The organism is Lysinibacillus sp. 38-6, assembly GCF_046245175.1.
Lineage (GTDB): Bacteria > Bacillota > Bacilli > Bacillales_A > Planococcaceae > Lysinibacillus.
Genome location: NZ_CP176417.1, coordinates 2132565 through 2154683, shown reverse-complemented (window position 1 = coordinate 2154683; position 22119 = coordinate 2132565). Strand labels below are relative to the sequence as shown.

Below are 22119 nucleotides of genomic sequence, written 5' to 3'. Positions count from 1 at the left end.
CATAATGTAGAGACGAATTACGTGCTTGGAGCTTAGACGTGCGCGCCTGCGATAAAGGCGATTGAATGAGAGGAAGATGGATGACATCTTCAAGCCGGGTGGTACCGCGTTAGTGAATAACGTCCCTGCATGCAATATTTTGCGTGTAGGGACTTTTTTGTGTCTACACGTTCTAAAAACATTTTAGGAGGAAGAAACAATGACAAACGAATTATTACAAGATTTAGAATGGCGTGGTTTGCTGTACCAACAAACGGACGCTGAAGGCATGGCCAAACTGTTAGCAGAGCAGTCTGTTTCTTTATACTGTGGTGTAGACCCAACAGCTGACTCAATGCACATCGGTCATATCGTACCTTTATTAACGCTTCGTCGCTTCCAAAAAGCAGGTCACCGTCCAATTTTACTTGTTGGTGGTGCAACAGGGATGATCGGTGATCCATCTGGTCGCTCTGAAGAACGTCAACTGCAAACGGTGGAGCAAATTGATAAAAACGTGCAAGCGATACGCGGCCAATTAGAGCGCATCTTTGACTTTGCCGAAGATGGAAATGGTGCACAACTAGTTAACAACCGTGACTGGATTGGCGAAATTGGTACAATTGAATTTTTACGTGATTACGGTAAATTAATAAATGTTAATTACATGTTAGCAAAAGATACGATTGCATCACGTCTTGATACAGGTATTTCCTTTACTGAATTTGCGTACACATTAATTCAAGGTATTGATTACAATCATTTATACAATCATTACAACTGTCGCATTCAAGTAGGTGGTTCAGATCAATGGGGCAATATTACAACTGGTTTAGAAGTCATTCGTAAAACACATGAGGAAGAAACAAAAGCATTTGGTATTACGATTCCTTTAGTAACAAAAGCGGATGGTACAAAATTCGGTAAAACAGCTGGCGGGGCAGTGTGGTTAGATGGTAAGAAAACATCTCCGTACGAGTTCTACCAATTCTGGATTAACGCAGCGGATGCAGATGTGATTAAATACTTAAAAATATTTACATTCTTAACGCGTGAAGAAATTGATGCATTAGCTGTATCTGTCGAAGAAGAACCACATTTACGTAAAGCGCAAAAAGCGTTAGCAGAGGAAATGACACGTTTAATTCATGGTCAGGAAGCATTAGAACAAGCGATTCGTATTACAGCTGCCTTATTCTCGGGTGATTTAAAAGCTCTTTCTGCTGAGGAAATGAAGGATGCATTTAAAGATGTTCCTTCTATTGAAATGACGAAAGAAGCGAAAAACATTGTGGACTTACTTGTAGAAGCAGGCATTTCATCATCAAAACGTCAAGCGCGTGAAGATGTGACTAATGGTGCAATTAGCGTAAACGGTGAAAAAATAACGGATTTAGAATACGTGGTGGATGCAAAAGATCGCCTAGAAGATGCATTTAGCATTGTCCGTCGCGGTAAGAAAAAATACCACATGGTGAAATTTGTGTAGGTGCCAGGCACTCACACAATTCTCACACAATTCAACACCCCCTCGAATAAATACATTCGAGGGGTGTTTTTATGTTTAGCTTTGTAAAAAGCTTGGTAGCGCTATTTGCTGATAGCTTTCGGGGTGTAGCAGTTGAGCAAGCTTTAGCGCCCCCTCCACGAGTCGTGGTGATGGGCGGCAATACAACCATTCTTCCATAATATGCACGTGTTGCAATTGAACCGCCTGTAACTCGTTGGCACCGGGACGTTTCAATAAATGAGCTGGTTTAATGCGCTCATAGGCAACACCTACCCATGCCATTAAAATATAATCTGGATTACGGCGAATAATCTCTTGCCAATCGGTTTGGACATTTGCTAACTCAATATCGTGAAACAGGTTTTGACCACCTGCAAGGCTACTAATTTCAGTTAGCCAATTGACTTTACCAGGTGTAAAGATAGGATTTGGCCACCATTCCCAATACAATGTTGGTTTCCCTTGAATGCCTTGCGCAATCGATTGAAGCTGTGCGATAAAGTGTAAATATTCTACAGCAATTTTTTTTGCATGCTCTTCCACGCCACAAGCAACGCCTAGTGTGAGAAGATCTTGTGCAATTTCATTTAACGAGTTGGCATTAAAGACGATGTGGGGAATGTTTCTTTCCTGTAATGCCTCTATATTTTTCTCCATACCTGGTACACTTAATGATGCGAGTACTAGGTCTGGCTGCAATGCCTCTAATGCATCCATATCAATCGATAAATCGGGTCCTAACTTAGGTAAATCAAGTACAGCGGACGGCCAATCTGAAAAATCATCGACCCCTACTAGTTGATGAGTCAACCCTAAATAGCCTACAAGCTCTGTGTTGCTTGGACAAATTGAAATTAAACGCATATCTTTCCCCCAATATCTTTTTAAGAAAAGTATAGCTGTCACTAGGCACACATACAATAAGCGATTGTCGTTTGCTCAAAAAAAGACGTGCCTCAAGAGACACGTCTTCGTTATCAATATATTAAGAAAGGGCAACAGCTTCAAGTGATTCTGCTGATTTTACAACAGGTCCCATAGCAGCTGCAATAATTTGCTTAATGTCCTCAAGTGTAGCTTTACGAGGATTTGTTGCAGCACAAACGTCTAACATTGCATTTTTTGCTAAAATTTCGATATCCTCATCCTTCGCGCCTAATTCGCGGAAGCCACTAGGAATATTCAAATCTTTAGACAGTTTTTCAATGGCACTAATTGCTTTCTCAGCAGCGTCACGTTTACTGATGCCTTCAACATTTTCACCTAATAGCTCAGCGATGCGCGCAAAACGCTCCGTACGTGCTGTCAAGTTGAAGCGGCAAACATGTGGCAATAAAATCGCATTACATACGCCATGTGGCAAGTTATAGAAACCGCCTAATTGGTGTGCAATAGCATGGACATAGCCAAGTGAAGCGTTGTTGAACGCCATACCTGCTAAAAATTGAGCGTAGACCATTTGCTCACGTGCTTCTAAATCAGCACCGTTTGCATATGCACGTGGTAAAAATTCAGGCACTAGCTGAAGTACTTTTTCAGCACATGCATCTGTAATAGGTGTTGCGTTTGTCGAAACAAACGCTTCAATAGCATGGGTTAATGCATCTACACCAGTTGCAGCTGTTAGGGCTGGAGGTAAGCCAATCATTAACTCTGGATCATTAATCGATACAAGCGGTGTCACGTTCTTGTCAACAATCGCCATTTTAACTTTACGAGCAGTATCTGTGATGATTGTAAAGCGTGTCATTTCACTTGCTGTACCAGCCGTCGTATTAATCGCGATTAATGGCACCAGTGGATTTTCTGATTTGTCAACGCCTTCATAATCATGAATGCGTCCACCATTCGAAGCAATAAGTCCGATACCTTTTGCTGCATCATGTGCACTTCCGCCTCCAAGAGATACAATTGCATCACAGTTTTCTGCGTGATAAACAGCGATGCCATCTTCAATGTTTTGATCTGTTGGATTTGGTTCTGCTTTAGGGAAAATTGCAACATCAATTCCAGCTGCTGTGATGATGTTAGCAATTTGCTCAGAGAGACCTAGTTTGTGTAAGCCCTCATCTGTTACGATTAATGTCTTTTTCACTTCTAAATCATTTAAGCGTTTACCAACTTCTTGAATTGCTCCAGGTCCAAATAAGTTTGTTTTTGGCATTACAAATTGCTTTAGAACGTCTGACATATTTCCAACCCCTTTAAGAAAATTGTTATTGCTTGAATGATGGCGAACCACCTTCCGAAATCCATATTATTCTATTTTTTTTGAAAGTTCAAGCCAAATTTTTATTAAAATTGTAAATATTTTTCCTGTTATTATTTCACAAAAAAGTAACTAGATGAATGGATGGGTAGAATTTAATAAGGAGTAAGATTGTTGATTTGCATACGTTTTAATAAATATTATTGTATGAAAATAAAATATATTTTTTGGAAATCAGTTCTATTTTTGTACTATGTTGAATAGTAAATAACTGATATTTAGTTGTTAATATAATGATAGTGTTTATGTTGTATTGAATGTGGGAAATTGCTATTTTAATGTACAGAAAAATTTACAATGACTTGAAATGTAGTGCGTGGACATTTACAAAATTAATTGTAGATTTTGAATGAGGGGATTTTTCCTATCAGATGAAAGAACTCATAGTATAGAAGGGGAATGATGACCACCGTTGTACGAGGTAAAACCGAAGCGGTCGTCGGTAAATAATATACGTCCAACCTTCTATAGTAAAATGGAAGCTCTGTCGAAATGTTCTCCCTATACGATTGAAGTCGATAGGTTTTTCTATTAGATAATGAGCAATCATTTAATAAATGGAAAGAAAATAATAGATTTTTTAAAAAATAATGTTTAGCCATATAGAGACTGGGAATATAACTAGTAAGCTAGTCAATAGCTTAAAAAATTAATTAGGAGGATGTAAAATGGCTAACAAGCAGAACAATCGCAACAGAAACAACAATGAAAACATGACTGTAGAAGAAGCGGGACGTAAAGGCGGAGAAGCTACCTCCAAAAATCATGGTCATGATTTTTATGAAGAAATTGGACGTAAAGGCGGAGAAGCTACGTCTAAAAATCATGGACAAGAATTTTATCAAGAAATTGGGCGTAAGGGTGGAGAAGCTACCGCTGACAACCACGACGACGATTTTTATGAAGAAATAGGACGTAAAGGTGGAGAAGCACGCAGCAACCAGCGTAGTAACAACGCCACTGGAAACCACAATCAACGTAATAAAAATAACAATAACAACAACTAATTGAATAGTAGATAAAGTGTTAAACAAGCAAAAAGACGTTTGTAGTTTTTAACTACAAACGTCTTTTTTTGATGATAACAACGCTTTCCTCTGAATAAACAGGATAAATATGTTGTATTTCTCCTAATTTTAGTATATATTTAATCCGCTTCTACTAAAATATCATTAGCTTGTTTTCAGAAGAAAAGAGGAAAGCGATAATGACAACTTTGAATAATGAAAAAGAACTACATGATGTAATTTATTCCGTTATGCAAGCAGTAGGGATAACGGCGGCAATAAAACCAGATCATTCTGGTATTAATATGAGTTATAACTTTATTGGGGATTATATAGGGTTTGATGCGAACAGATTAATAGAAGCAAGAAATGAGCTAATGGTACCGATTCCACTGGAGATTTATGTGAAAACTATTACGTTACATGAACTGGGTCATGCTGTTGACCGTGAAGCACTACAAGCATCTCTTCCAAGAACGATTGAAATCTTTACGATGAAAAAACAGCATGCCAAAAAAGAAATTTACCGTAATGAGCACCTGTTATCTATGATTATTGAAGAGCACGAGATGAATATTCAATTCGAGGAAACGGCATGGGAAAATGCATGGGACCTTAATAATACACTTCATCTAATAGATAAAAAGGACTTTGACTATATAAAGCAACATAGCTTAGCGACATATCATAAATTATATGAACAAGATTTACATGCATACCATAACCTTTTAAGCCAACCTGTTTTACAGTTGGCATAGTACGCGGCACTCCGAATGGTTTGAGTGCCTGATACCTTAAAGTCACTCATTAGAACATCATGAGTGGCTTTCTTTTTTAGTAGAGAAAATTATTAGCTAAAATAGCAACTTGATTAGGTTAATATACCTAGGGGATGCTTACTCGATTGAATATACACAAAAACCCCGCAAACACTTGAATAAACAAGGTTGCGGGGTTTAAGAAACACAAACATTCTAACGTTAAAAAATTAACGAGAGTAGAACTCTACGATGAATGCTTCGTTGATTTCTGAAGATAATTCAGAACGCTCTGGAAGGCGAGTAAATGTACCTTCTTTTTTGTCTGCATCAAAAGTTAAGTAGTCAGGTACGAAGTTGTTTACTTCGATAGCTTCTGTTACTACAGCAAGGTTTTGAGATTTTTCACGAAGAGAAATCGTTTGACCTGGTTTAACGCTGAATGATGGAATATCAACGCGTTTGCCATCTACTAAGATATGACCGTGGTTTACTAATTGACGAGCTCCACGACGAGTGCGAGCTAAACCTAAACGGTAAACTAAGTTGTCAAGGCGAGTTTCAAGAAGGATCATGAAGTTTTCACCGTGAACACCTTTCATTTTACCAGCGCGGTCGAATAGAGTACGGAATTGACGTTCAGTCATACCATAAGTGTGACGAAGTTTTTGCTTCTCTTGAAGTTGTAAACCGTATTCTGATAATTTTTTACGTTGGTTCGGGCCGTGTTGACCTGGTGCGTAAGGGCGTTTTTCGATTTCTTTACCAGTACCGCTTAGTGAGATACCAAGACGACGTGATAATTTCCAAGATGGACCTGTATAACGAGACATATTGTTGTCTCCTCCTTTTAATTTGGTTTTTTTTGTTGTAAAACAAAAACCAGTAGTACCCATTCTTACACGCATTTTATTTTCATGTATTTTCGCCTATGCAGCCATTAGGTTACACAATACACCATCTATTTTAACGGAGCGTACTACTCAGTAAAATGGAGGAATAAAATACAGTCATAAGCTTATACCACTGCTGCGTTTATTTTACACAAACTTCATTGTAACTGCTTCAAGCGTAGACGTCAATTGTTAACACTATTATTTTCAAAACGACTTTATAGTCATTGAGAGACATTTCATACTATTACGAAATGGTTATGGATGCGGTAGTAAATGTAAAATGTAAAAGTAAGGTAGAATTACATAGTCAAAATGACACAAATTATGTATAATACATTATAAGTTAATAGTAATTGATTTGTACGTTATATAGAAAAGGTGATTTCATGACAGACCATTTACAAACGCTGAAATATATAAAATCTGATGTTTTGAGCATTTGGGTGAGTTCGAATGGAGGACTAAACAGTTTTAACGAGTATTTTTATTCATTAAAACAGTGTCTAAAGAAGCACTTAAAAATTGAAAATGCGGCCTTTCTTAGCTTTGAAGGGAATAGTTTAATACCTGTTGAAGAATTAGCCAATTTGACAATCGAAACAAAACTAAATGCTGTGTCATGGCTAATGATAGAAGCTAGCTTTTACCAACAAAAAATGGTGAAGCTTCCTTATATATTAAAAGAAAAACCAGCCTATAATATGATGACAGATATGGTGCTTTTCCAGGCGGAGGGCAAAAATCCTATTGGTGTATTGCTTGTCGAAGCCACTGATACATGGACGGACTTCATGACTTCGGATTACGGTGAAGAGTGTATAGAAACACTTACAAAAGTTTTACAAATACTAAGTGAAAATTTAGAAGTAAAATTAAATGAAGACCAATATAGAAAACTTTACAATATGACAGATTTATTTCATTCAACAATGGATATAGATTTAATTTTAGAAAATGTTTTAAAAAATATTCGCGATAATTTTCCGGAATTTAATGTGGAACTTATATTATCAAATGATCAAGACCGCCATACGACGATCGATATAAAGCTTTTTGATTACTTATCAGAAAGACCTGCTACTATTGAAGCCTTCGTATCGGGAGAGTTGACAACTGAATTAGCTGGCGACTTGAATTATCGAATATTAAATGCTCCTATTAAAGGGAGACAAGCTATTTATGGAATTTTACAAGTTAGTGCACCAACGACATACCTTTTTTCGGCGACAGAAAAAGACTTTGTACGCATGCTCGCACAAGCATCTGGTAATGCACTAGAAAACGCTAAATTATATCATCAATCGCATCGCCTCGTAAGTGACTTACAACTTATCAATGAAACATCGCATCGATTAAATATGCGAATTGATATTAATGAAATGTTACTTTTCCTACAAAAACAATTAATGAAGTCTTTCCAGCCAATGGAAGTTTGTTTCGCTTTTAAAGATAATACTTCCTATGTGGTGACTGATGCTAGTACATCCTTATTTAAATCAGAAGAAGGCAAGACTTATATTCGACATGTTGAACAACATTTTGAGCTTACAAATGATCCACTTTTTATAGCAGATTTTAGCCGATTAACCCCAAATCAAATAGAATATCGTTCAATTATGGCGATTCCTATCTTAATGGAGGAAAATATTAACGGCTTTAGTATCGTCTTACACAAAGAGCCTTATTTCTTTTCATTTGACAGCTTTAAGCTAATGCAATCTTTAATCCATCATTCATCGTTAGCGATTGCAAACTCAATTTTACGAAATCAGCTACAAGAAATGGTCGATCGAGATCATTTAACAAAACTTTATGCGCGTAGTTTTTTAGACCAATACGTAGAAAAGTCACTAAAAAAAGATCAGTCAGGAATGTTCTTACTTATTGATATTGATAATTTTAAACGCATCAATGATACGTATGGACACCAAATAGGCGATAAGATCCTTGTGCAAATTGCTGGGAAACTAGAGGAAACAATAGGTGCCAACGGAATTTGTGCTCGCTGGGGTGGAGAGGAAATGTCGGTGTATGTACCAAATGTAGATGAGCAAGAAGCGATTGAACTAGCTTCAACCATCGTTGAAGTCATTCCAAATGCTACTGACCCGCAAGTAACTATTTCTGCAGGGCTTATTACATGGGATCAAAACTATCGACCAGCCTTTCAATCTGTTTTTCTACATGCCGATACCGCTTTATACGAAGCGAAAAACAGCGGGAAAAATAGATTTTGCATCCATGATCGAACTTTACAAACAAATGCATAAAAACCGTTTTACTATAGATTTGCCCCGAAATGATATATTTACAATCCATTTCAGGGCATTTTTTAGTGGTTATGTGTGGTTATTATTTCTAAATATGGAGCATTAATGTTTGTACAAAATGTTCTAAGCCTGCTTGATCTTCCACTGAAAAGCGATCTTTGATAGGGCTGTCGATATCGAGCACGCCAATCACCTGGTCTTGTTGAATAAGAGGAATAACAATTTCAGATTGTGAGGCAGCATCGCAGGCAATATGACCTGGGAATGCATGGACATCTTTAACGACTAGTGTTTCTTTTTGTGACACCGCTGTGCCACAAACACCACGGCCTATTGGTATTCTTACACATGCAGGTAAGCCTTGGAATGGGCCTAAAACGAGCTCATCTTGTTGTAATAGGTAAAAGCCAACCCAGTTAATATTCGGTAAAAATTGATTTAGCAAAGCAGAAGCGTTACTTAAATTTGCAATACGATCGGTTTCTCCTGTTAATAGAGCATCTAATTGCTTGGCTAATGTGTTGTATTGATCGGCAATTGAACCTTCGTAGTTAATTTGTGAAAACATAATAGCACCTCGTTTAAAAAGTTATTTATTTGGAAATATAGAGTTGTAATGCTGATGTAAATCGTCAGCAGTATGCGCATCTGATCCGAAAACCATAGGCAATCCAATCGATTTACTATAATCGATGAAGGCAAATGGTGGATAAGGTTCTTGGCAATGTGTTTTACTTAAACCAGCACTATTTAAATCTAACTCATATCCTTTTTGCTGCATAGTAGTTAAAACTTCCTGAATACGGACGCGATCATCAATTTTCGTAGGATGGGCTAATTGAAACTTATGAACTAGTGTTGGATGACCGATGCGCTTCGGTTTATATTGACCTAAATCTGCTTCTATCGATTGAAGAACAGTATCATAGTATAAATGGTAGACTTGTTCAATAGAGCCTACTTTTTTAGCAAAAGCTATAAAATGATCAGCAGCATAGTCTATGCACTCGTATGTATCTCCCCATTGTAAAAAATGGACGGATAATATGGCGTCATCTAAAAACGTACCATATGTATCAAGGAAGTGACGTGTTTCGTGCTCAAAACCTTGAATATAGTCTATCTCTAAACCGATACGAATGCGAATGTCTTGTGCATATTGCTTTTGCAGTTGCTGTAAGTCTTCGAAATAACGCAGTAAAAAATCTGGCTGCATACCGCTATCCTGTTGAGGTGTAGGATCTATAAAACTAGCAGGCAGCGGAGCATGTTCTGTAAATGTAATATCCGTAAAGTTTTCAGCAATAGCTTTTTCAATATATTGTGTAAATGAATCAGATGTCCCATGCGGGCAATAGGGACTATGGATATGACCGTCTCTTTTCATACATTTTACACTCCTTTTACGATTAAAATAATAATTACATATTTCAGCTCTATGTTCATTGACACATGGACAGCTACCAATATGTAGGTCGTGAATACACTTTTCTGAAAATCACTTAAATTTTAGTACAAAAGGCGAAAACATAGTATATAATAAATACAACTAGCCAATTCGTTTATTGTAGAATAGGAGGCTTACGATGGAGTATATCATCATTCCAATTATCCTACTATTAATTTTAGCAATAGTAGGATTAATGATGCGAAAAAAACATACAACAATTATTGCACAACTTGAAAATGAAAAATTACAAATACAAAACAATCCCATAAATGAAGAAATTTCTAAAGTTAAATCATTAAACATGAATGGTGAAACAGAGGAAATGTTTGAAAGATGGCGTAATAGTTGGGATGAAGTCATCGACGTACATATGACAAAAATTGATTCACTCCTATTTGATGCTGAGGATCAAATCAATCGTCTTCGTTTTAAAAAAGCAACGTTAATTGAACGGGAAATTGAAGACTATATTCTTAAGTGTGAAAAAGATAAAGATAAAATCTTAGAAGAACTTAATGAATTAATTGGCAGCGAAGAAAAAAACCGAATTGAAATCGAACAGCTCAAAGAATATTATCGATCAGCACGTAAAACATTACTTGCACACCAGCATTCATTTGGTGTAGCGTTACCAGCACTTGAACAAAAATTAGAAGTGTTTGTGCAAAAATTTGAAGAATTTGATGTACTCACAAGCGAAGGGAATTACTTGCAAGCACGTGAAATTGTCATTAGCTTAAATCATGAATCACAGCAGACCTTTGAATATATTAATGACGTCCCAACCATTTTAACGGAACTGCAAGTGAAATTACCAGGCGCAATTCAAGAATTGCGTAACGGTAAACGTGAAATGGAAGAACAATCATACTACTTACATCATTTAGAGCTAACAGAAGCGTTGGACAAACTAGAAGTTGAATTTGCCACGTTGAAGGATGAACTAGCTGAGCTAAAGTTAACGGTTGTCAAACCACGTGTTGCTGAAATTAATGAAGAAATTGATCATTTTTATGACTTACTTGAAAAAGAAGTGATTGCGAAAAATTATGTTGATCAAAATTGTGAGCGATTATTAGGATCTATTACAAATGTCATTAATTCAACACGTTCAGTAAGTGATGAAGCATCGTTTGTGCAACAAAGTTATCATTTAAATGAAAAAGATGCAGAAATTCCAAAGGCTGCTTTAAAACAATTAGAAGCACTACAACGTCGATATGATTTATTGGCAATGCGTGTTGCTGAGGAAAAATCAGCCTATTCTAGTCTCCAAGAGGAATTAATTGAAATTAGTGAAGAACTAGAGCGCATTCACGAAGAGCAAGGGCATTTATCAAACACAATGAAAAAGCTCCGCATTGATGAAAACAAAGCGCGTATGCAAGTGGATAACTTGAAAAAAATTCTTCAAGAAACAGATCGTCTGTTAAATAAGGCGAATATTCCAGGAATTCCTGAAGAGATGGACGCGCGTTTAGATGAGGCAGCAGAGCATATTTATGTTGTGATGCAAAGCCTTCAAGAAGTACCACTCAACATGGGAACTGTTCATAACAATTTAAATGCAGCTACGCTTTGTGTCGAGGAAGTACATGCAAAGGCTCATGAATTGATTGAGAATGTCATGCTAATTGAACGTATTATTCAATATGGCAATCGTCACCGTGCAACAAATCCAAAATTAAATGCGCGCTTAAAAGAAGCGGAAGAAGCATTCCATCAATTCCGCTATGCGAAGGCTTTAGAAGAAGCTGGAACAGCAGTGGAGGAAATGGAGCCGGGCGCATTAAAACGTATCGAGGCCATCGTAGCAGAGGACATGTTAACGCGGTCTTAAAATAAGCATAAAAAAGAAATGAGGCTGGGATATTTTTCGGCTAAGACAATGTGGAAAACATCGCTTAATCTTTCTTTTATAATGAATAATAAATTAAGAAAAAACTAGTTGTTAGTAGCAAAGGTGGTGACTCCTGTGGGAATGCACCGCCGAAGCGGACAACAATAGCGCAGCAAAAAAGTGTTAGATTGATGGCAGTCAATCTAACACTTTTCTCTTTTGTACAAGCTCATTTTATTTTTGTAAAAACTTGCTCCTAAAGTATATTTACTTATCTTATCTATAAGCCAAATGACTAAATTAGAATAATTAGTAGTCAATCGTCACAGATTGCGTTATGATAAATACCGTTAAATCAACGTTTTGAAAGTGTGTGAAAAAATGAAAGCAAAGACAATTTATCTTGATAATAGTGCTACAACAAAGCCTTATAAAGAAGTAATGCAAACTTTTATGGCAGTCAATGAACAGTATTACGCAAACCCTGCATCGATTCATGCCATGGGTGTTGAATCAAATGAATTATTAATGCGTGCACGTGAGCAAGTAGCAGATATTTTGAAGACTGAAGCAAAAAATGTGCTATTTACTTCAGGTGGCACCGAATCAAATAACACAGCAATTTTTGGTTTAGCACGTGGCAACAAACATAAAGGGCAACATATTATAACGACAGAAATCGAACATCCTTCTGTATTAGAATCAGTTAAGCAACTCGAAAAGGAAGGCTTTGAAATAGAGTATTTACGTGTCAATAAGCAAGGTGTCATTTCGTTAGATGAGCTAAAAGCTAAAATACGTAAAGATACTGTTTTAGTTAGTATCATGCATGTAAATAACGAAATGGGTGCAATTCAACCAATTTTTGAAGCTGCTACAATCATTCATGCTGAAAGTAGAGCAGCTTTCCATGTAGATGCTGTTCAAAGCTTCGGAAAACTGCCTTTAAGCTTTAATGGCGAGGATGGTCCTGATTGCATCACGATTTCTGGCCATAAAATACATGGCTTTAAAGGTTCAGGTGTTTTAGCTTTTCGAAAGCAAATGCAATGGCATCCATATGCATTAGGCGGTGGGCAGGAATTTGGCTTACGCAGTGGCACTGTAGCTGTACCACAAGCGGTAGCATTGGCAAAAGCGGCTCGTATTGCAGTTGAAACAATGCAAGAACGTGCTGAAAAATATCGCGCATGGCAACAAGAAATTCGTGCCGAACTAGCACAATTTGGAGATGTCGTCCACATTTTATCGAGCCCAGCATGTGCTGCACATATTTTATCGTTTAGTGTTCGTAATATAAAAGGTGAAGTGCTAATCAATGCGATGCAAAAACATGGTGTTATTGTCTCGACATCCAGTGCCTGTTCTTCAAAGCAAACAAAGACAAGCCACGTTGTTGAAGCATTGACGATTGATGAACATTATAAAAAAGGTGTTATTCGCATTAGCTTTGGTGCACATGTAACCGCTGAAGATATCGCACAATTTATTCAAGTAATCAAAAAAGTATTGATGGAACTTAAAGGAGAATTATTATTATGATTTGGAAAGAAATTTTAATTCGTTACGGCGAACTATCAACAAAGGGACGTAATAAAATGGATTTTATCCGTCGCTTACGTGAAAATATTCGCCATGCATTTGCAGATTTAGGCTATTTACACATTCGTACAGAACGTGATCGCATGTTTATTGCTATTGAAGATGAGGCACAAATGGATGCCTTATTAGCTGGTTTACCGAAAATTTTCGGTATCCAATCATTTAGTCCAGTTGCTGCATGTGAAAAAGATATGGATGCGATGAAACAACTGGCCATTACCATTATGGATACGTTTAAAGATGAACAGCTGACTTTTAAAGTAGAAGTAAAACGTACAGATAAAACATTCCCATTAGATTCGCACAGTATTCAGCGTGAAATTGGCGGACACGTATTACCGCAATATCAAAATTTATCAGTGAAAGTGAAGCATCCAGATGTTGAGCTACGCGTGGAAGTGCGTCACGATTCAACGTATATGATGGCGCAAGTTATTCCTGGAGCAGGCGGAATGCCAGTAGGCTCGAACGGAAAATCTTTATTAATGCTATCAGGAGGAATTGATAGTCCTGTTGCGGGTTATTTAATGATGAAACGTGGAGTACGTTTAGAAGCGATTCATTTCTTTAGCCCACCATATACAAGTCAAAATTCATTAGAAAAAGTAAAAGTGTTAGCAAATGAATTAACGAAATTCGGAGCAAATATTCGTTTACATGTTATTCCGTTTACCGAAATACAAGTGCTGATTAAAGAAAAAGTACCGTCAAATGTGTCAATGACAACTACTCGTCGTATGATGTTAAAAATTGCTGATCAAGTACGTGAAGAAATTGGTGCACTTGCTATTGTTACTGGCGAAAGTCTTGGACAAGTAGCGAGTCAGACACTTGAAAGTTTAACTGCGATTAATGCTGTAACAAATACACCAATTTTACGTCCGCTAATTTCAAATGATAAATTAGAAATTATTGATATTGCGGAGAAAATCGGCACATATGAAACATCGATTCAGCCATTTGAAGATTGCTGTACAATTTTCACACCAGCTAGTCCAAAAACAAAGCCGAAGCTTGAAAAAGTGGAGCACTACGAAAGCTTTTCTGACTTCGATGAACTAATTGAACGTGCAGTAAAAAATCGTGAAGTGTACATTTTCCCGAAAAAAGAGCAGCCAAAAGATAAATTTGCAGATCTTTTATAAAAAATTTCAGTTATTTATAAAAAAATGATGGCTATGTTTTTTTAATTTCATAACGCCATTATAATAAGAAGGAAACCGTCTCAAAATTGTCTTTGAGACGGTTCTTTTTTATGTTTTTTAGACTTTTTCCTTTAGAGTTACATTTTACCTTTATTTTTTTCGTATTAAAAATCGAATATCGCACATTCTATATTCACAAGGAGGTGAGACAGACATGGCGAACAACAACAGTTCAAACAAGCTTGCAGTACCTGGTGTACAACAAGCACTAGATCAAATGAAATACGAAATCGCACAAGAATTTGGTGTTCAATTAGGAGCTGACGCTTCAGCTCGTGCCAACGGTTCCGTTGGTGGTGAAATCACTAAACGTCTTGTACAAATGGCAGAATCTCAATTAAAAGGTATGCCAAACAACAACCAATAATTGCAGAATAAGCAGTTATTGAACTTAAAACCAGTGACCGTAAAAGGCACTGGTTTTAGTTTGTTTAAAATGACTATTTTTATGCTGCATACAATGCTTTAAAAATGGCGACAGTTTTATTTATATCCATACTTTCACATATAGCGGAAATAACAGCTACACCGTTTGCACCTGCCTGCAATACAGCATAGGCATTGTGTAAGTCGATGCCACCAATTGCGACGATTGGTAGCTGTGGATATAATTTTCGAGCTTGTTGTAAAAATTCAGTTCCGCAAGGTGGTTTAGCATCTTTTTTTGAAGTCGTTGCATAGATTGGACCAATCCCTACATAATCTGCTCCATATTGTAAAGCAACTTGTAATTCAGCTTCAGAGTGGACAGACACACCAAGTATTTTTTGGCCTATTTTTTGGCGCACGAGCGAAATGTGAAGGTCATCTTGCCCAATATGAATCCCATCAGCATCCAACTTTAAGGCAAGTTCAATATCATCGTTGACAATAAAGGGAACATCGTATTGCTGGCATAGTTTTTGACATTGTCGCGCAAAATGTTCATAGTGCTCATCGCTTAATGCATCGAGTCCCTTTTCACGAAATTGAAACATCGTAATTCCTGCTTGCAACGCTGCCTCAAGTACTTCTAACGGTTGTCTATTTTTCACATTTGTTGTGCCCATAATAAAATAAAGCTGCAAATCCCTACATTTCATGGATGATTACCTCACAAGTATGATGAAATTTTTTGTACGCAAAATGATTCGTTGGGCCATTGCCATGACCGATTGATAAATCATGGAGAATGGCAAGCTGAATATATTTTTTTGCTTCAATAATCGCTTGTTCTAACGGCATTTTCTGACCAATAAAAGCTGTTAATGCAGCAGAAAATGTACATCCTGTACCGTGCGTGTTCTTTGTAGCAATACGAGGAGTCTGCATGGAAAATGTTTTACCATTTTTAAAAAATACATAATCCACTGCAACATCTGTGTTAACTAGATGCCCACCTTTCATAATGACACATTGCACACCTAGCTGTAATAATGCTTGTGCTGCTTGCTGAATGTCTAATACTGTGTCAATTTTTCTTGCTGTTAGCGTCTCAGCTTCAGGTATATTAGGTGTGACGACTGTGGCAAGTGGTAATAAATCGTTTTTTAATGACGCTATCGCTTGTTGTTGTAGTAAACTTTCGCCACCTTTGGCAATCATGACTGGATCAACGATAAGAGGCATCGTTAAATTCGAGATAGTTCGTGCAACAGTACAGATAATTTCAGAGGAAAAAAGCATCCCTGTTTTAATGGCACTTATCGGGAAATCGTCTAGCAGGACATGAAGTTGTTTATTTACAAAGCCTTGCTCAACCGGTAACACATCCATTACACCTAATGTGTTCTGGGCGGTTAAAGCTGTAATAACAGAAGTGCCGAATACACCTAATTCTTGAAATGTTTTTAAATCAGCCTGGATACCAGCACCGCCACCGCTATCAGAGCCGGCTATTGTCGTCACAATGTGCATGAGTGTTCACCGTCCTTCGATAAACGATGTAATTCATTTAAGATGGACACAGCAAAATCTCCGTTAGCTTGTGTAGCAGAAGCGGCATATTCAGCAACTTTTTTATAGGCTGTTAATGTATCGCACAACTGGGAAAATGGCTCATTTCCTACAATATAAGCTGCGCAACAAATCGCACTTAATAAACAACCAGTGCCAGTAACTGCTGTCATGCGCAAATGTCCACCAGTAATCCATTGCGCTTGTTGGCCATCTGTAATAAAATCTTCTTCACCCGTGACAATCACGATACATTGATATTTTTTTGCTAGTTCTTTCGCTTTTTCTTCAACGGAAATAGAACCGACGCCGCTATCAACTCCCTTTTGTTGCCATTGCACGTTAGCGATAGCTGCTAACTCACCGATATTACAGCGAATAACAGCGAAATGAAGTTGTGCTAATAATTGCTGTACTGTTTGTTTTCGAAAGGTTGTAGCTCCCACACCTACTGGATCTAACAGTACTGGTATACCGAGCGCATTGGCTTTTTTTCCAGCTAGCAACATTGATTCTGTTGTCCGGCTAGTGAGCGTGCCAATATTAATTAATAAGGCTGAAGCATTGGCTACCATTTCTTCGACTTCCAGCGTTTCATCAGCCATAACAGGTGAAGCACCGATTGCTAATAAGCCGTTTGCTTGAAAATTTGCCACCACATAATTGGTTATACAGTGAATGAGTGGTTGTTTTTTACGAATAGTTTGAAAAATCATCGTAGTCCTCCTTTTTGGGTGGACGTAAGCATGCAAAAAAAGCTCCTTTTCGTGAATAAGATACACGTAAAAGAGCTTGTCATCAAAAAAAGAAGATGGATATTGCTCCCTACGTCAGTATTAACTAACAGGTTCAAAGGGTCAGGTTTTACCTTCTCAACTCGATATGAGTCCCCCTGCAATCATGAATATGTAGTTGACCAAAATGTAACATACCTTATCAGCGTATTCAATAGCATCCTATCATAATTTGGAAATTAGTGACTGATGCCATAGAATAAACCATGATAATTGTCATGACTTTCTTAAAATAAGTCCCTTCCATTGAAAAAATTAAAAAATGAGTTTTATAATAAACCTAGCAATAAGGAGGAAGTTATTATGAAAAGACAGGATTTAATCGCACCAGAATGGTATAACATTGTGGAGGAAATTGAAAAGTATGCGCAGCAGCCATCTAAAAATGCATTAATTGTATATAATGATCAGCAAGAAATTCAATACATTACATATGCGACATTACTTGAAAAGGCGAATCAGGCAGCCCATGTATTTACTTCACAAGGATTAGTCAAGGGCGATGTCCTTTTAGTTATGGTTCCACGATCTGTAGAGGCATACATTGTATACATAGCAGCATTGAAGGCAGGGTTAACGATTATTCCTAGCTCAGAAATGTTACGTACGAAAGATATCGAATATCGTATTACACATGCAAATGCGAAAGGCATTATTGCCTACGAGCAATATATTGAACAGTTTGATAAAGTGCAAAACTTAAACGGCATTTTGCAGTTTGTTGTAGGTCATGCACATGCACCATGGCAACCGTTGCTTGAAAAAATGGAGGAGCAGCCTACAGCTTATACCAATCCGACACCGACAAAAAGTTCGGACAATGCTTTTCTAGCCTATACAAGTGGCACAACTGGCAACCCTAAAGCGGCTGTTCATACACATAGCTGGGGCTATGCCCATTTACGCACAACAGCACCAAATTGGTTAGGTGTTCAAGAAAATGATATCGTTTGGGCTACAGCAGCACCAGGATGGCAAAAGTGGATTTGGAGCCCGTTCCTTGCAACATTAGGTAGTGGTGCTACAGCCTTTGTCTATACAGGAAAGTTTGATGCATCGACATATTTAACGTTGCTTGAAAAATTTAAAATTAATGTTTTATGCTGTACACCGACAGAATATCGTTTTATGGCAGCACTCAACAATTTACAAGATTATAAATTAAGCGAGATTCGCCAAGCTGTATCTGCAGGTGAACCACTAAACAGTGAAGTAGTTAAAGTATTTAAGGAGACTTTTGATATTCAGGTTCGTGATGGCTACGGCCAAACCGAAAATACGTTACTAGTTGGCACGATGGTCGGCATGGAAGCGCGCGCTGGCTCTATGGGAAAACCGACGCCAGGCAATACAGTAGAAATCATTGATGACCTGGGAAATCCAGTGTCTGAAGGTGTTGTGGGTGATATTGCCGTGCATCGAGAAACACCTGCACTCTTTAAAAAGTATTTTAAAGATCCACAACGCACAAGTTTACAATTCCGCGGTGACTGGTATATTACAGGCGACCGGGCATATAAAGATGCAGAAGGCTATTTCTGGTTTGAAGGTCGCGGAGATGATGTTATTATTTCATCAGGCTATACGATTGGGCCATTTGAAGTAGAAGATGCATTAATGAAGCATCCTACAGTAAAGGAAGCCGCGGTTGTGGCAAGTCCTGATAAAGTACGAGGCAATATTGTCAAAGCGTTTATAGTGCTTCATGAAGGCGAGACTGGAGATGACATGCTTATTAAAAAGCTACAAAACCATGTGAAATTGATGACAGCCCCTTACAAATATCCACGGGCAATTGAGTTTGTCGAAGTATTACCAAAGACTGCATCGGGAAAAATCCGTCGCGTTGAATTACGCCAACAAGAACAAGCCCACTACACACAAAAATAAATATTTCCTAGGAAATAATGTCGAAAAATCAAAGTTCATGTTTTATATGAACTTTTGATTTTTTGTTATTCCTTATTCCCCATTGTATTTATTTCATAATGAAGAGAAAACTTTGCATAAATTTGCTTAAAAATGAAACGTTTTGGACATTTAGACGTATAACGTGTTGAGGAGGCGATTGTATGAATGTAAAAAGGTGGATAGCTTTAGCTATTGCAGCTGTGTTATTAGTGTTTTCATTAGGGATTAACACGATTTTTGCAATAATTAAAGCAGACTTCTTTAGTAATTTTGACAGTATATTGGCTGGCGAAAATTTAAATGTATATGAAACGGTTATTGAAGGTGACAATTATGATAAGCGAATTGCCTATTTAAAAGTAGATGGCACGATTCAAGATGTTGGATCGAGCACATTATGGCAAACCGTTTCGTATGATCACCAATTTTTCTTAAATCAATTGGATAATATTTTGTATGATGATTCGGTACAAGGTATTGTTCTAAGCGTTAATTCACCAGGTGGTGGAGTAAAGGAATCTGCAGAAATTTATAAAAAGCTATTACAAATAAAAGAAGAGCGTCAAATTCCGATTTATGTGTCGATGGATTCGATGGCTGCTTCAGGTGGTTACTATATTTCAGCACCGGCAGATAAAATTTATGCACATCGTGATACGATCACAGGTTCAATTGGTGTGATTATGCAATCAATCAATTATCAAGAACTTGCTGAAAAGGTAGGCGTGAAATTTGAAACGTTTAAATCTGGGCAACATAAAGATATGCTAAGTCCAACACGTGAAATTACAGCGGAAGAACGTGCGATGATGCAAGATATGATTAATGAATCTTATGAAGAGTTTGTTGATATTGTTGAAAAAGGACGCAATATGTCTGAAGCCGATGTAAAGAAAGTGGCGGATGGTCGAATTCTTGGCGGTACAAAAGCTCTTGAAGCAGGCTTAATCGATGAAATTGGCGATGAGCAAGCAGCTATTGAAGCTTTACGACAAGATTACGGTTTAGAAGATGCGATGTTGTTTGAATACAGTTACGATCAAGGTGGCTTACCTTCAATTATTGGGATGAAAGTAAGCTCTCTATTTGGTCCTTCAGCTGAAGAAAAAATGCTCATGAAAATTATGACGGAATACAAGGCACCAAAAATGATGTACTTATATGGTGAATACTAAGGAGGGTAGACCATGACAAACAATGAATTCGTTTTGCAAGGGACACCTTCTGTTAACCAAGAATTGCTAGATAAGACAGCTACGCCATTAGTAACGACAAATTATAAATTAAAAACGGCAGGATTTTGGGTGCGTTTTTGGGCATTTGTCTTAGATGGAATCATTATTTCAGCTGTTGTTGGAATCGCTATTAATCCAATATTTTATTTAATGGATTGGTCCATGTCGGAATCGGTTTGGTATGCACCTATGTCGATTATTTCGGCTATTTTCTACTATAGTTACTTTGTATTGATGACGAGATTTTATGGGCAAACGTTAGGGAAAATGGCATTTGGATTACGTGTAGTTTCACTGAAGCATGATCAACTCAAATGGTCAGATGTGCTGTTCCGAGAATGGGTTGGTCGTTTAATTAGCAATATCGTTATGCCACTTTATGTTTTTGTTGCGATATTACCTGATAACCAAGGCATCCATGATTTTTTTGCCGATACGACAGTTGTCCATGAAAAAGTATATGTGGAAAATGAGTCTGCGCAAGCAACAGCACAACCGGCACCGGCAACAACAATCCAGGAAACCCCAAAAGAGCCTGAAAAGATAGAAGAAAAACCTGAAGAATTATAAGCTAAAAGCAACAAAGTAATTCTAAAATTGCTGTAATGGAAAATGAATGCAATTAGCAAAGAACAATCGTTGATCATAGTGATGGTGGATGCTCCTTGCTCAGTGCGGAGCAACGCAAGACTCGTACATAGTACGTAATAGACGGTAGCGGCATACTGCAATGAGCGTATAACGTACCCCCGTAGCGTAAATCAACGGCAAAAGTGTTAGATTGATGGCAGTCATCTAACACTTTTTGTTTTTGCCTAAGCGTCGAATTTCCCGTGAAAAGGGGCTAATGATAATAATTGCATGCTAATAAGTTGTCCTAGTTGCAATTAATTCCCTACATTTAGTAAGATTATGTACATATGATGATTAGGAGGCGTTTACATGGCACAAATTACATTTAAAAAAGGCCCAGTAACATTAATCGGTAACGAAGTAAAAGTTGGAGACCAAGCACCAGATTTCACAGTATTAGCAAATGACTTATCACCTGTTACTTTACAGGATTCAGAAGGTAAAATTCGTTTATTCAGTGTTGTCCCATCACTAGATACAGGTGTTTGTGATGCACAAACTCGTCGTTTTAATGAGGAAGCTGCAAATTTAGGAGATAATGTAGTCATTTATACAGTATCTGTTGACCTTCCATTTGCTCAAAAACGTTGGTGCGGGGCTGCAGGAATTGATGCTGTTCAAACAGTTTCAGATCATCGTGACCTTTCATTTGGCGAAGCGTATGGCGTATATATTAAAGAGTTACGTCTATTAGCACGTGCAGTTTTTGTAGTAGATGCAACTGGTAAAGTAACTTATGTCGAGTATGTACCTGAGGCTACAGATCATCCAAACTATGAAGCAGCAATTGCAGCAGTGAAAGCACTAGCATAATTTGCTTGTTTT

Annotated in this window: 20 protein-coding genes, 1 riboswitch and 1 other annotated feature (1 of these 22 cut by a window edge); of the genes, 12 read left to right on the top strand and 8 right to left on the bottom strand. The window is 37.5% G+C overall.

Annotated elements, in window-relative coordinates; translation table 11 throughout:
* Nucleotides 1–130, top strand: a binding site (T-box leader) (it extends 73 nt beyond the left edge of the window).
* A 69-nt stretch (nt 131–199) separates the two neighbouring features.
* Nucleotides 200–1468 (top strand): tyrosine--tRNA ligase, encoded by a 1269-nt coding sequence (tyrS, locus tag ACKVEV_RS11180; RefSeq protein WP_409370434.1) that lies wholly within the window; start codon nt 200–202, stop codon nt 1466–1468.
* A 75-nt stretch (nt 1469–1543) separates the two neighbouring features.
* Here tyrS and ACKVEV_RS11175 read toward each other — a convergent pair whose 3' ends face one another.
* Nucleotides 1544–2353 (bottom strand): cobalamin-binding protein, encoded by an 810-nt coding sequence (locus ACKVEV_RS11175; RefSeq protein WP_409370433.1) that lies wholly within the window; start codon nt 2351–2353, stop codon nt 1544–1546.
* A 121-nt stretch (nt 2354–2474) separates the two neighbouring features.
* Nucleotides 2475–3680 carry an iron-containing alcohol dehydrogenase gene (locus tag ACKVEV_RS11170; RefSeq protein ID WP_409370432.1) on the bottom strand — a complete coding sequence of 402 codons (1206 nt, stop codon included), beginning with the start codon at nt 3678–3680 and terminating at the stop codon, nt 2475–2477.
* A gap of 746 nt (nt 3681–4426) precedes the next feature.
* Here ACKVEV_RS11170 and ACKVEV_RS11165 point away from each other — a divergent pair.
* Together ACKVEV_RS11165 and ACKVEV_RS11160 are read left to right on the top strand one after the other, a co-directional pair.
* The gene (locus ACKVEV_RS11165) at nt 4427–4765 is read left to right on the top strand and encodes a KGG domain-containing protein (protein ID WP_409370431.1); all 339 of its coding nucleotides are present in this window, start codon (nt 4427–4429) and stop codon (nt 4763–4765) included.
* 200 nt (nt 4766–4965) lie between these two features.
* Nucleotides 4966–5523: an integrase gene (locus ACKVEV_RS11160; protein ID WP_409370430.1), complete on the top strand. Its 558-nt coding sequence runs from the start codon at nt 4966–4968 to the stop codon at nt 5521–5523.
* Nucleotides 5524–5753: 230 nt separating this feature from the next.
* Here ACKVEV_RS11160 and rpsD read toward each other — a convergent pair whose 3' ends face one another.
* Nucleotides 5754–6356, bottom strand: a complete 603-nt coding sequence (gene rpsD / locus ACKVEV_RS11155) for a 30S ribosomal protein S4 (RefSeq protein WP_409370429.1) — start codon at nt 6354–6356, stop codon at nt 5754–5756.
* Nucleotides 6357–6805: 449 nt separating this feature from the next.
* Here rpsD and ACKVEV_RS11150 point away from each other — a divergent pair, with 449 nt between their 5' ends.
* Entirely contained in the window at nt 6806–8689 is a 1884-nt protein-coding gene (locus ACKVEV_RS11150; RefSeq protein ID WP_409370428.1) for a sensor domain-containing diguanylate cyclase, read from the top strand.
* 88 nt (nt 8690–8777) lie between these two features.
* On the opposite strand, the gene ACKVEV_RS11145 is transcribed toward ACKVEV_RS11150, so the two are convergent.
* Together ACKVEV_RS11145 and hisJ are read right to left on the bottom strand one after the other, a co-directional pair.
* Nucleotides 8778–9257 carry a GAF domain-containing protein gene (locus ACKVEV_RS11145; RefSeq protein ID WP_409370427.1) on the bottom strand — a complete coding sequence of 160 codons (480 nt, stop codon included), beginning with the start codon at nt 9255–9257 and terminating at the stop codon, nt 8778–8780.
* 21 nt (nt 9258–9278) lie between these two features.
* Complete coding sequence (hisJ, locus tag ACKVEV_RS11140) at nt 9279–10076, bottom strand: histidinol-phosphatase HisJ (protein ID WP_409370426.1); 798 nt, start codon at nt 10074–10076, stop codon at nt 9279–9281.
* Between the two features lie 199 nt (nt 10077–10275).
* On the opposite strand from hisJ, the gene ezrA reads away from it, so the two are divergent.
* The 4 genes from ezrA (at nt 10276) to ACKVEV_RS11120 (ending at nt 15153) form a co-directional block, all read left to right on the top strand.
* A complete protein-coding gene (ezrA, locus tag ACKVEV_RS11135) occupies nt 10276–11979 on the top strand; it encodes a septation ring formation regulator EzrA (protein WP_409370425.1) in 1704 nt (567 codons plus the stop codon).
* A 381-nt stretch (nt 11980–12360) separates the two neighbouring features.
* The gene (locus ACKVEV_RS11130) at nt 12361–13521 is read left to right on the top strand and encodes a cysteine desulfurase family protein (RefSeq protein ID WP_409370424.1); all 1161 of its coding nucleotides are present in this window, start codon (nt 12361–12363) and stop codon (nt 13519–13521) included.
* Nucleotides 13518–14726, top strand: a complete 1209-nt coding sequence (gene thiI, locus ACKVEV_RS11125; protein ID WP_409370423.1) for a tRNA uracil 4-sulfurtransferase ThiI — start codon at nt 13518–13520, stop codon at nt 14724–14726. The genes ACKVEV_RS11130 and thiI overlap by 4 nt, the downstream gene beginning before the upstream one ends.
* Before the next feature lie 214 nt (nt 14727–14940).
* Nucleotides 14941–15153 carry a small, acid-soluble spore protein, alpha/beta type gene (locus ACKVEV_RS11120; RefSeq protein ID WP_409370422.1) on the top strand — a complete coding sequence of 71 codons (213 nt, stop codon included), beginning with the start codon at nt 14941–14943 and terminating at the stop codon, nt 15151–15153.
* Nucleotides 15154–15232: 79 nt separating this feature from the next.
* Here ACKVEV_RS11120 and thiE read toward each other — a convergent pair whose 3' ends face one another.
* From thiE to thiM, 3 genes are read right to left on the bottom strand one after another with little or no spacing between them, the layout of a single operon-like run.
* The gene (gene thiE, locus ACKVEV_RS11115) at nt 15233–15868 is read right to left on the bottom strand and encodes a thiamine phosphate synthase (protein WP_409370421.1); all 636 of its coding nucleotides are present in this window, start codon (nt 15866–15868) and stop codon (nt 15233–15235) included.
* Nucleotides 15858–16682, bottom strand: coding sequence for a bifunctional hydroxymethylpyrimidine kinase/phosphomethylpyrimidine kinase (gene thiD, locus ACKVEV_RS11110; RefSeq protein ID WP_409370420.1), 825 nt, complete (start codon nt 16680–16682; stop codon nt 15858–15860). Before thiD ends, thiE begins: the two co-directional genes overlap by 11 nt.
* Entirely contained in the window at nt 16670–17437 is a 768-nt protein-coding gene (thiM, locus tag ACKVEV_RS11105) for a hydroxyethylthiazole kinase (protein WP_409370419.1), read from the bottom strand. The genes thiD and thiM overlap by 13 nt, the downstream gene beginning before the upstream one ends.
* An 89-nt stretch (nt 17438–17526) precedes the next feature.
* Nucleotides 17527–17625, bottom strand: a riboswitch (TPP riboswitch).
* 193 nt (nt 17626–17818) lie between these two features.
* Between thiM and mbcS the strand changes: the two genes are divergently transcribed.
* The 4 genes from mbcS to tpx all read left to right on the top strand — a co-directional run bounded on the left by mbcS (nt 17819) and on the right by tpx (nt 22107).
* Nucleotides 17819–19405, top strand: a complete 1587-nt coding sequence (gene mbcS / locus ACKVEV_RS11100; protein ID WP_409370418.1) for an acyl-CoA synthetase MbcS — start codon at nt 17819–17821, stop codon at nt 19403–19405.
* Nucleotides 19406–19587: 182 nt separating this feature from the next.
* Nucleotides 19588–20601 carry a signal peptide peptidase SppA gene (gene sppA / locus ACKVEV_RS11095; protein WP_409370417.1) on the top strand — a complete coding sequence of 338 codons (1014 nt, stop codon included), beginning with the start codon at nt 19588–19590 and terminating at the stop codon, nt 20599–20601.
* A 12-nt stretch (nt 20602–20613) separates the two neighbouring features.
* Nucleotides 20614–21231, top strand: a complete 618-nt coding sequence (locus tag ACKVEV_RS11090; protein ID WP_409370416.1) for an RDD family protein — start codon at nt 20614–20616, stop codon at nt 21229–21231.
* A gap of 372 nt (nt 21232–21603) precedes the next feature.
* On the top strand, nt 21604–22107 hold the full coding sequence (gene tpx / locus ACKVEV_RS11085; RefSeq protein ID WP_409370415.1) for a thiol peroxidase: 504 nt from the start codon (nt 21604–21606) through the stop codon (nt 22105–22107).
* The last annotated feature ends 12 nt before the right edge of the window (nt 22108–22119 follow it).

Excerpts from the sequence above, each read along its gene's own strand:
- tyrS (WP_409370434.1), top strand. The coding sequence starts at position 200 with ATGACAAACGAATTATTACAAGATTTAGAATGGCGTGGTTTGCTGTAC.
- ACKVEV_RS11175 (WP_409370433.1), bottom strand. The coding sequence starts at position 2,353 with ATGCGTTTAATTTCAATTTGTCCAAGCAACACAGAGCTTGTAGGCTAT.
- ACKVEV_RS11170 (WP_409370432.1), bottom strand. The coding sequence starts at position 3,680 with ATGTCAGACGTTCTAAAGCAATTTGTAATGCCAAAAACAAACTTATTT.
- ACKVEV_RS11165 (WP_409370431.1), top strand. The coding sequence starts at position 4,427 with ATGGCTAACAAGCAGAACAATCGCAACAGAAACAACAATGAAAACATG.
- ACKVEV_RS11160 (WP_409370430.1), top strand. The coding sequence starts at position 4,966 with ATGACAACTTTGAATAATGAAAAAGAACTACATGATGTAATTTATTCC.
- rpsD (WP_409370429.1), bottom strand. The coding sequence starts at position 6,356 with ATGTCTCGTTATACAGGTCCATCTTGGAAATTATCACGTCGTCTTGGT.
- ACKVEV_RS11150 (WP_409370428.1), top strand. The coding sequence starts at position 6,806 with ATGACAGACCATTTACAAACGCTGAAATATATAAAATCTGATGTTTTG.
- ACKVEV_RS11145 (WP_409370427.1), bottom strand. The coding sequence starts at position 9,257 with ATGTTTTCACAAATTAACTACGAAGGTTCAATTGCCGATCAATACAAC.
- hisJ (WP_409370426.1), bottom strand. The coding sequence starts at position 10,076 with ATGAAAAGAGACGGTCATATCCATAGTCCCTATTGCCCGCATGGGACA.
- ezrA (WP_409370425.1), top strand. The coding sequence starts at position 10,276 with ATGGAGTATATCATCATTCCAATTATCCTACTATTAATTTTAGCAATA.
- ACKVEV_RS11130 (WP_409370424.1), top strand. The coding sequence starts at position 12,361 with ATGAAAGCAAAGACAATTTATCTTGATAATAGTGCTACAACAAAGCCT.
- thiI (WP_409370423.1), top strand. The coding sequence starts at position 13,518 with ATGATTTGGAAAGAAATTTTAATTCGTTACGGCGAACTATCAACAAAG.
- ACKVEV_RS11120 (WP_409370422.1), top strand. The coding sequence starts at position 14,941 with ATGGCGAACAACAACAGTTCAAACAAGCTTGCAGTACCTGGTGTACAA.
- thiE (WP_409370421.1), bottom strand. The coding sequence starts at position 15,868 with ATGAAATGTAGGGATTTGCAGCTTTATTTTATTATGGGCACAACAAAT.
- thiD (WP_409370420.1), bottom strand. The coding sequence starts at position 16,682 with ATGCACATTGTGACGACAATAGCCGGCTCTGATAGCGGTGGCGGTGCT.
- thiM (WP_409370419.1), bottom strand. The coding sequence starts at position 17,437 with ATGATTTTTCAAACTATTCGTAAAAAACAACCACTCATTCACTGTATA.
- mbcS (WP_409370418.1), top strand. The coding sequence starts at position 17,819 with ATGAAAAGACAGGATTTAATCGCACCAGAATGGTATAACATTGTGGAG.
- sppA (WP_409370417.1), top strand. The coding sequence starts at position 19,588 with ATGAATGTAAAAAGGTGGATAGCTTTAGCTATTGCAGCTGTGTTATTA.
- ACKVEV_RS11090 (WP_409370416.1), top strand. The coding sequence starts at position 20,614 with ATGACAAACAATGAATTCGTTTTGCAAGGGACACCTTCTGTTAACCAA.
- tpx (WP_409370415.1), top strand. The coding sequence starts at position 21,604 with ATGGCACAAATTACATTTAAAAAAGGCCCAGTAACATTAATCGGTAAC.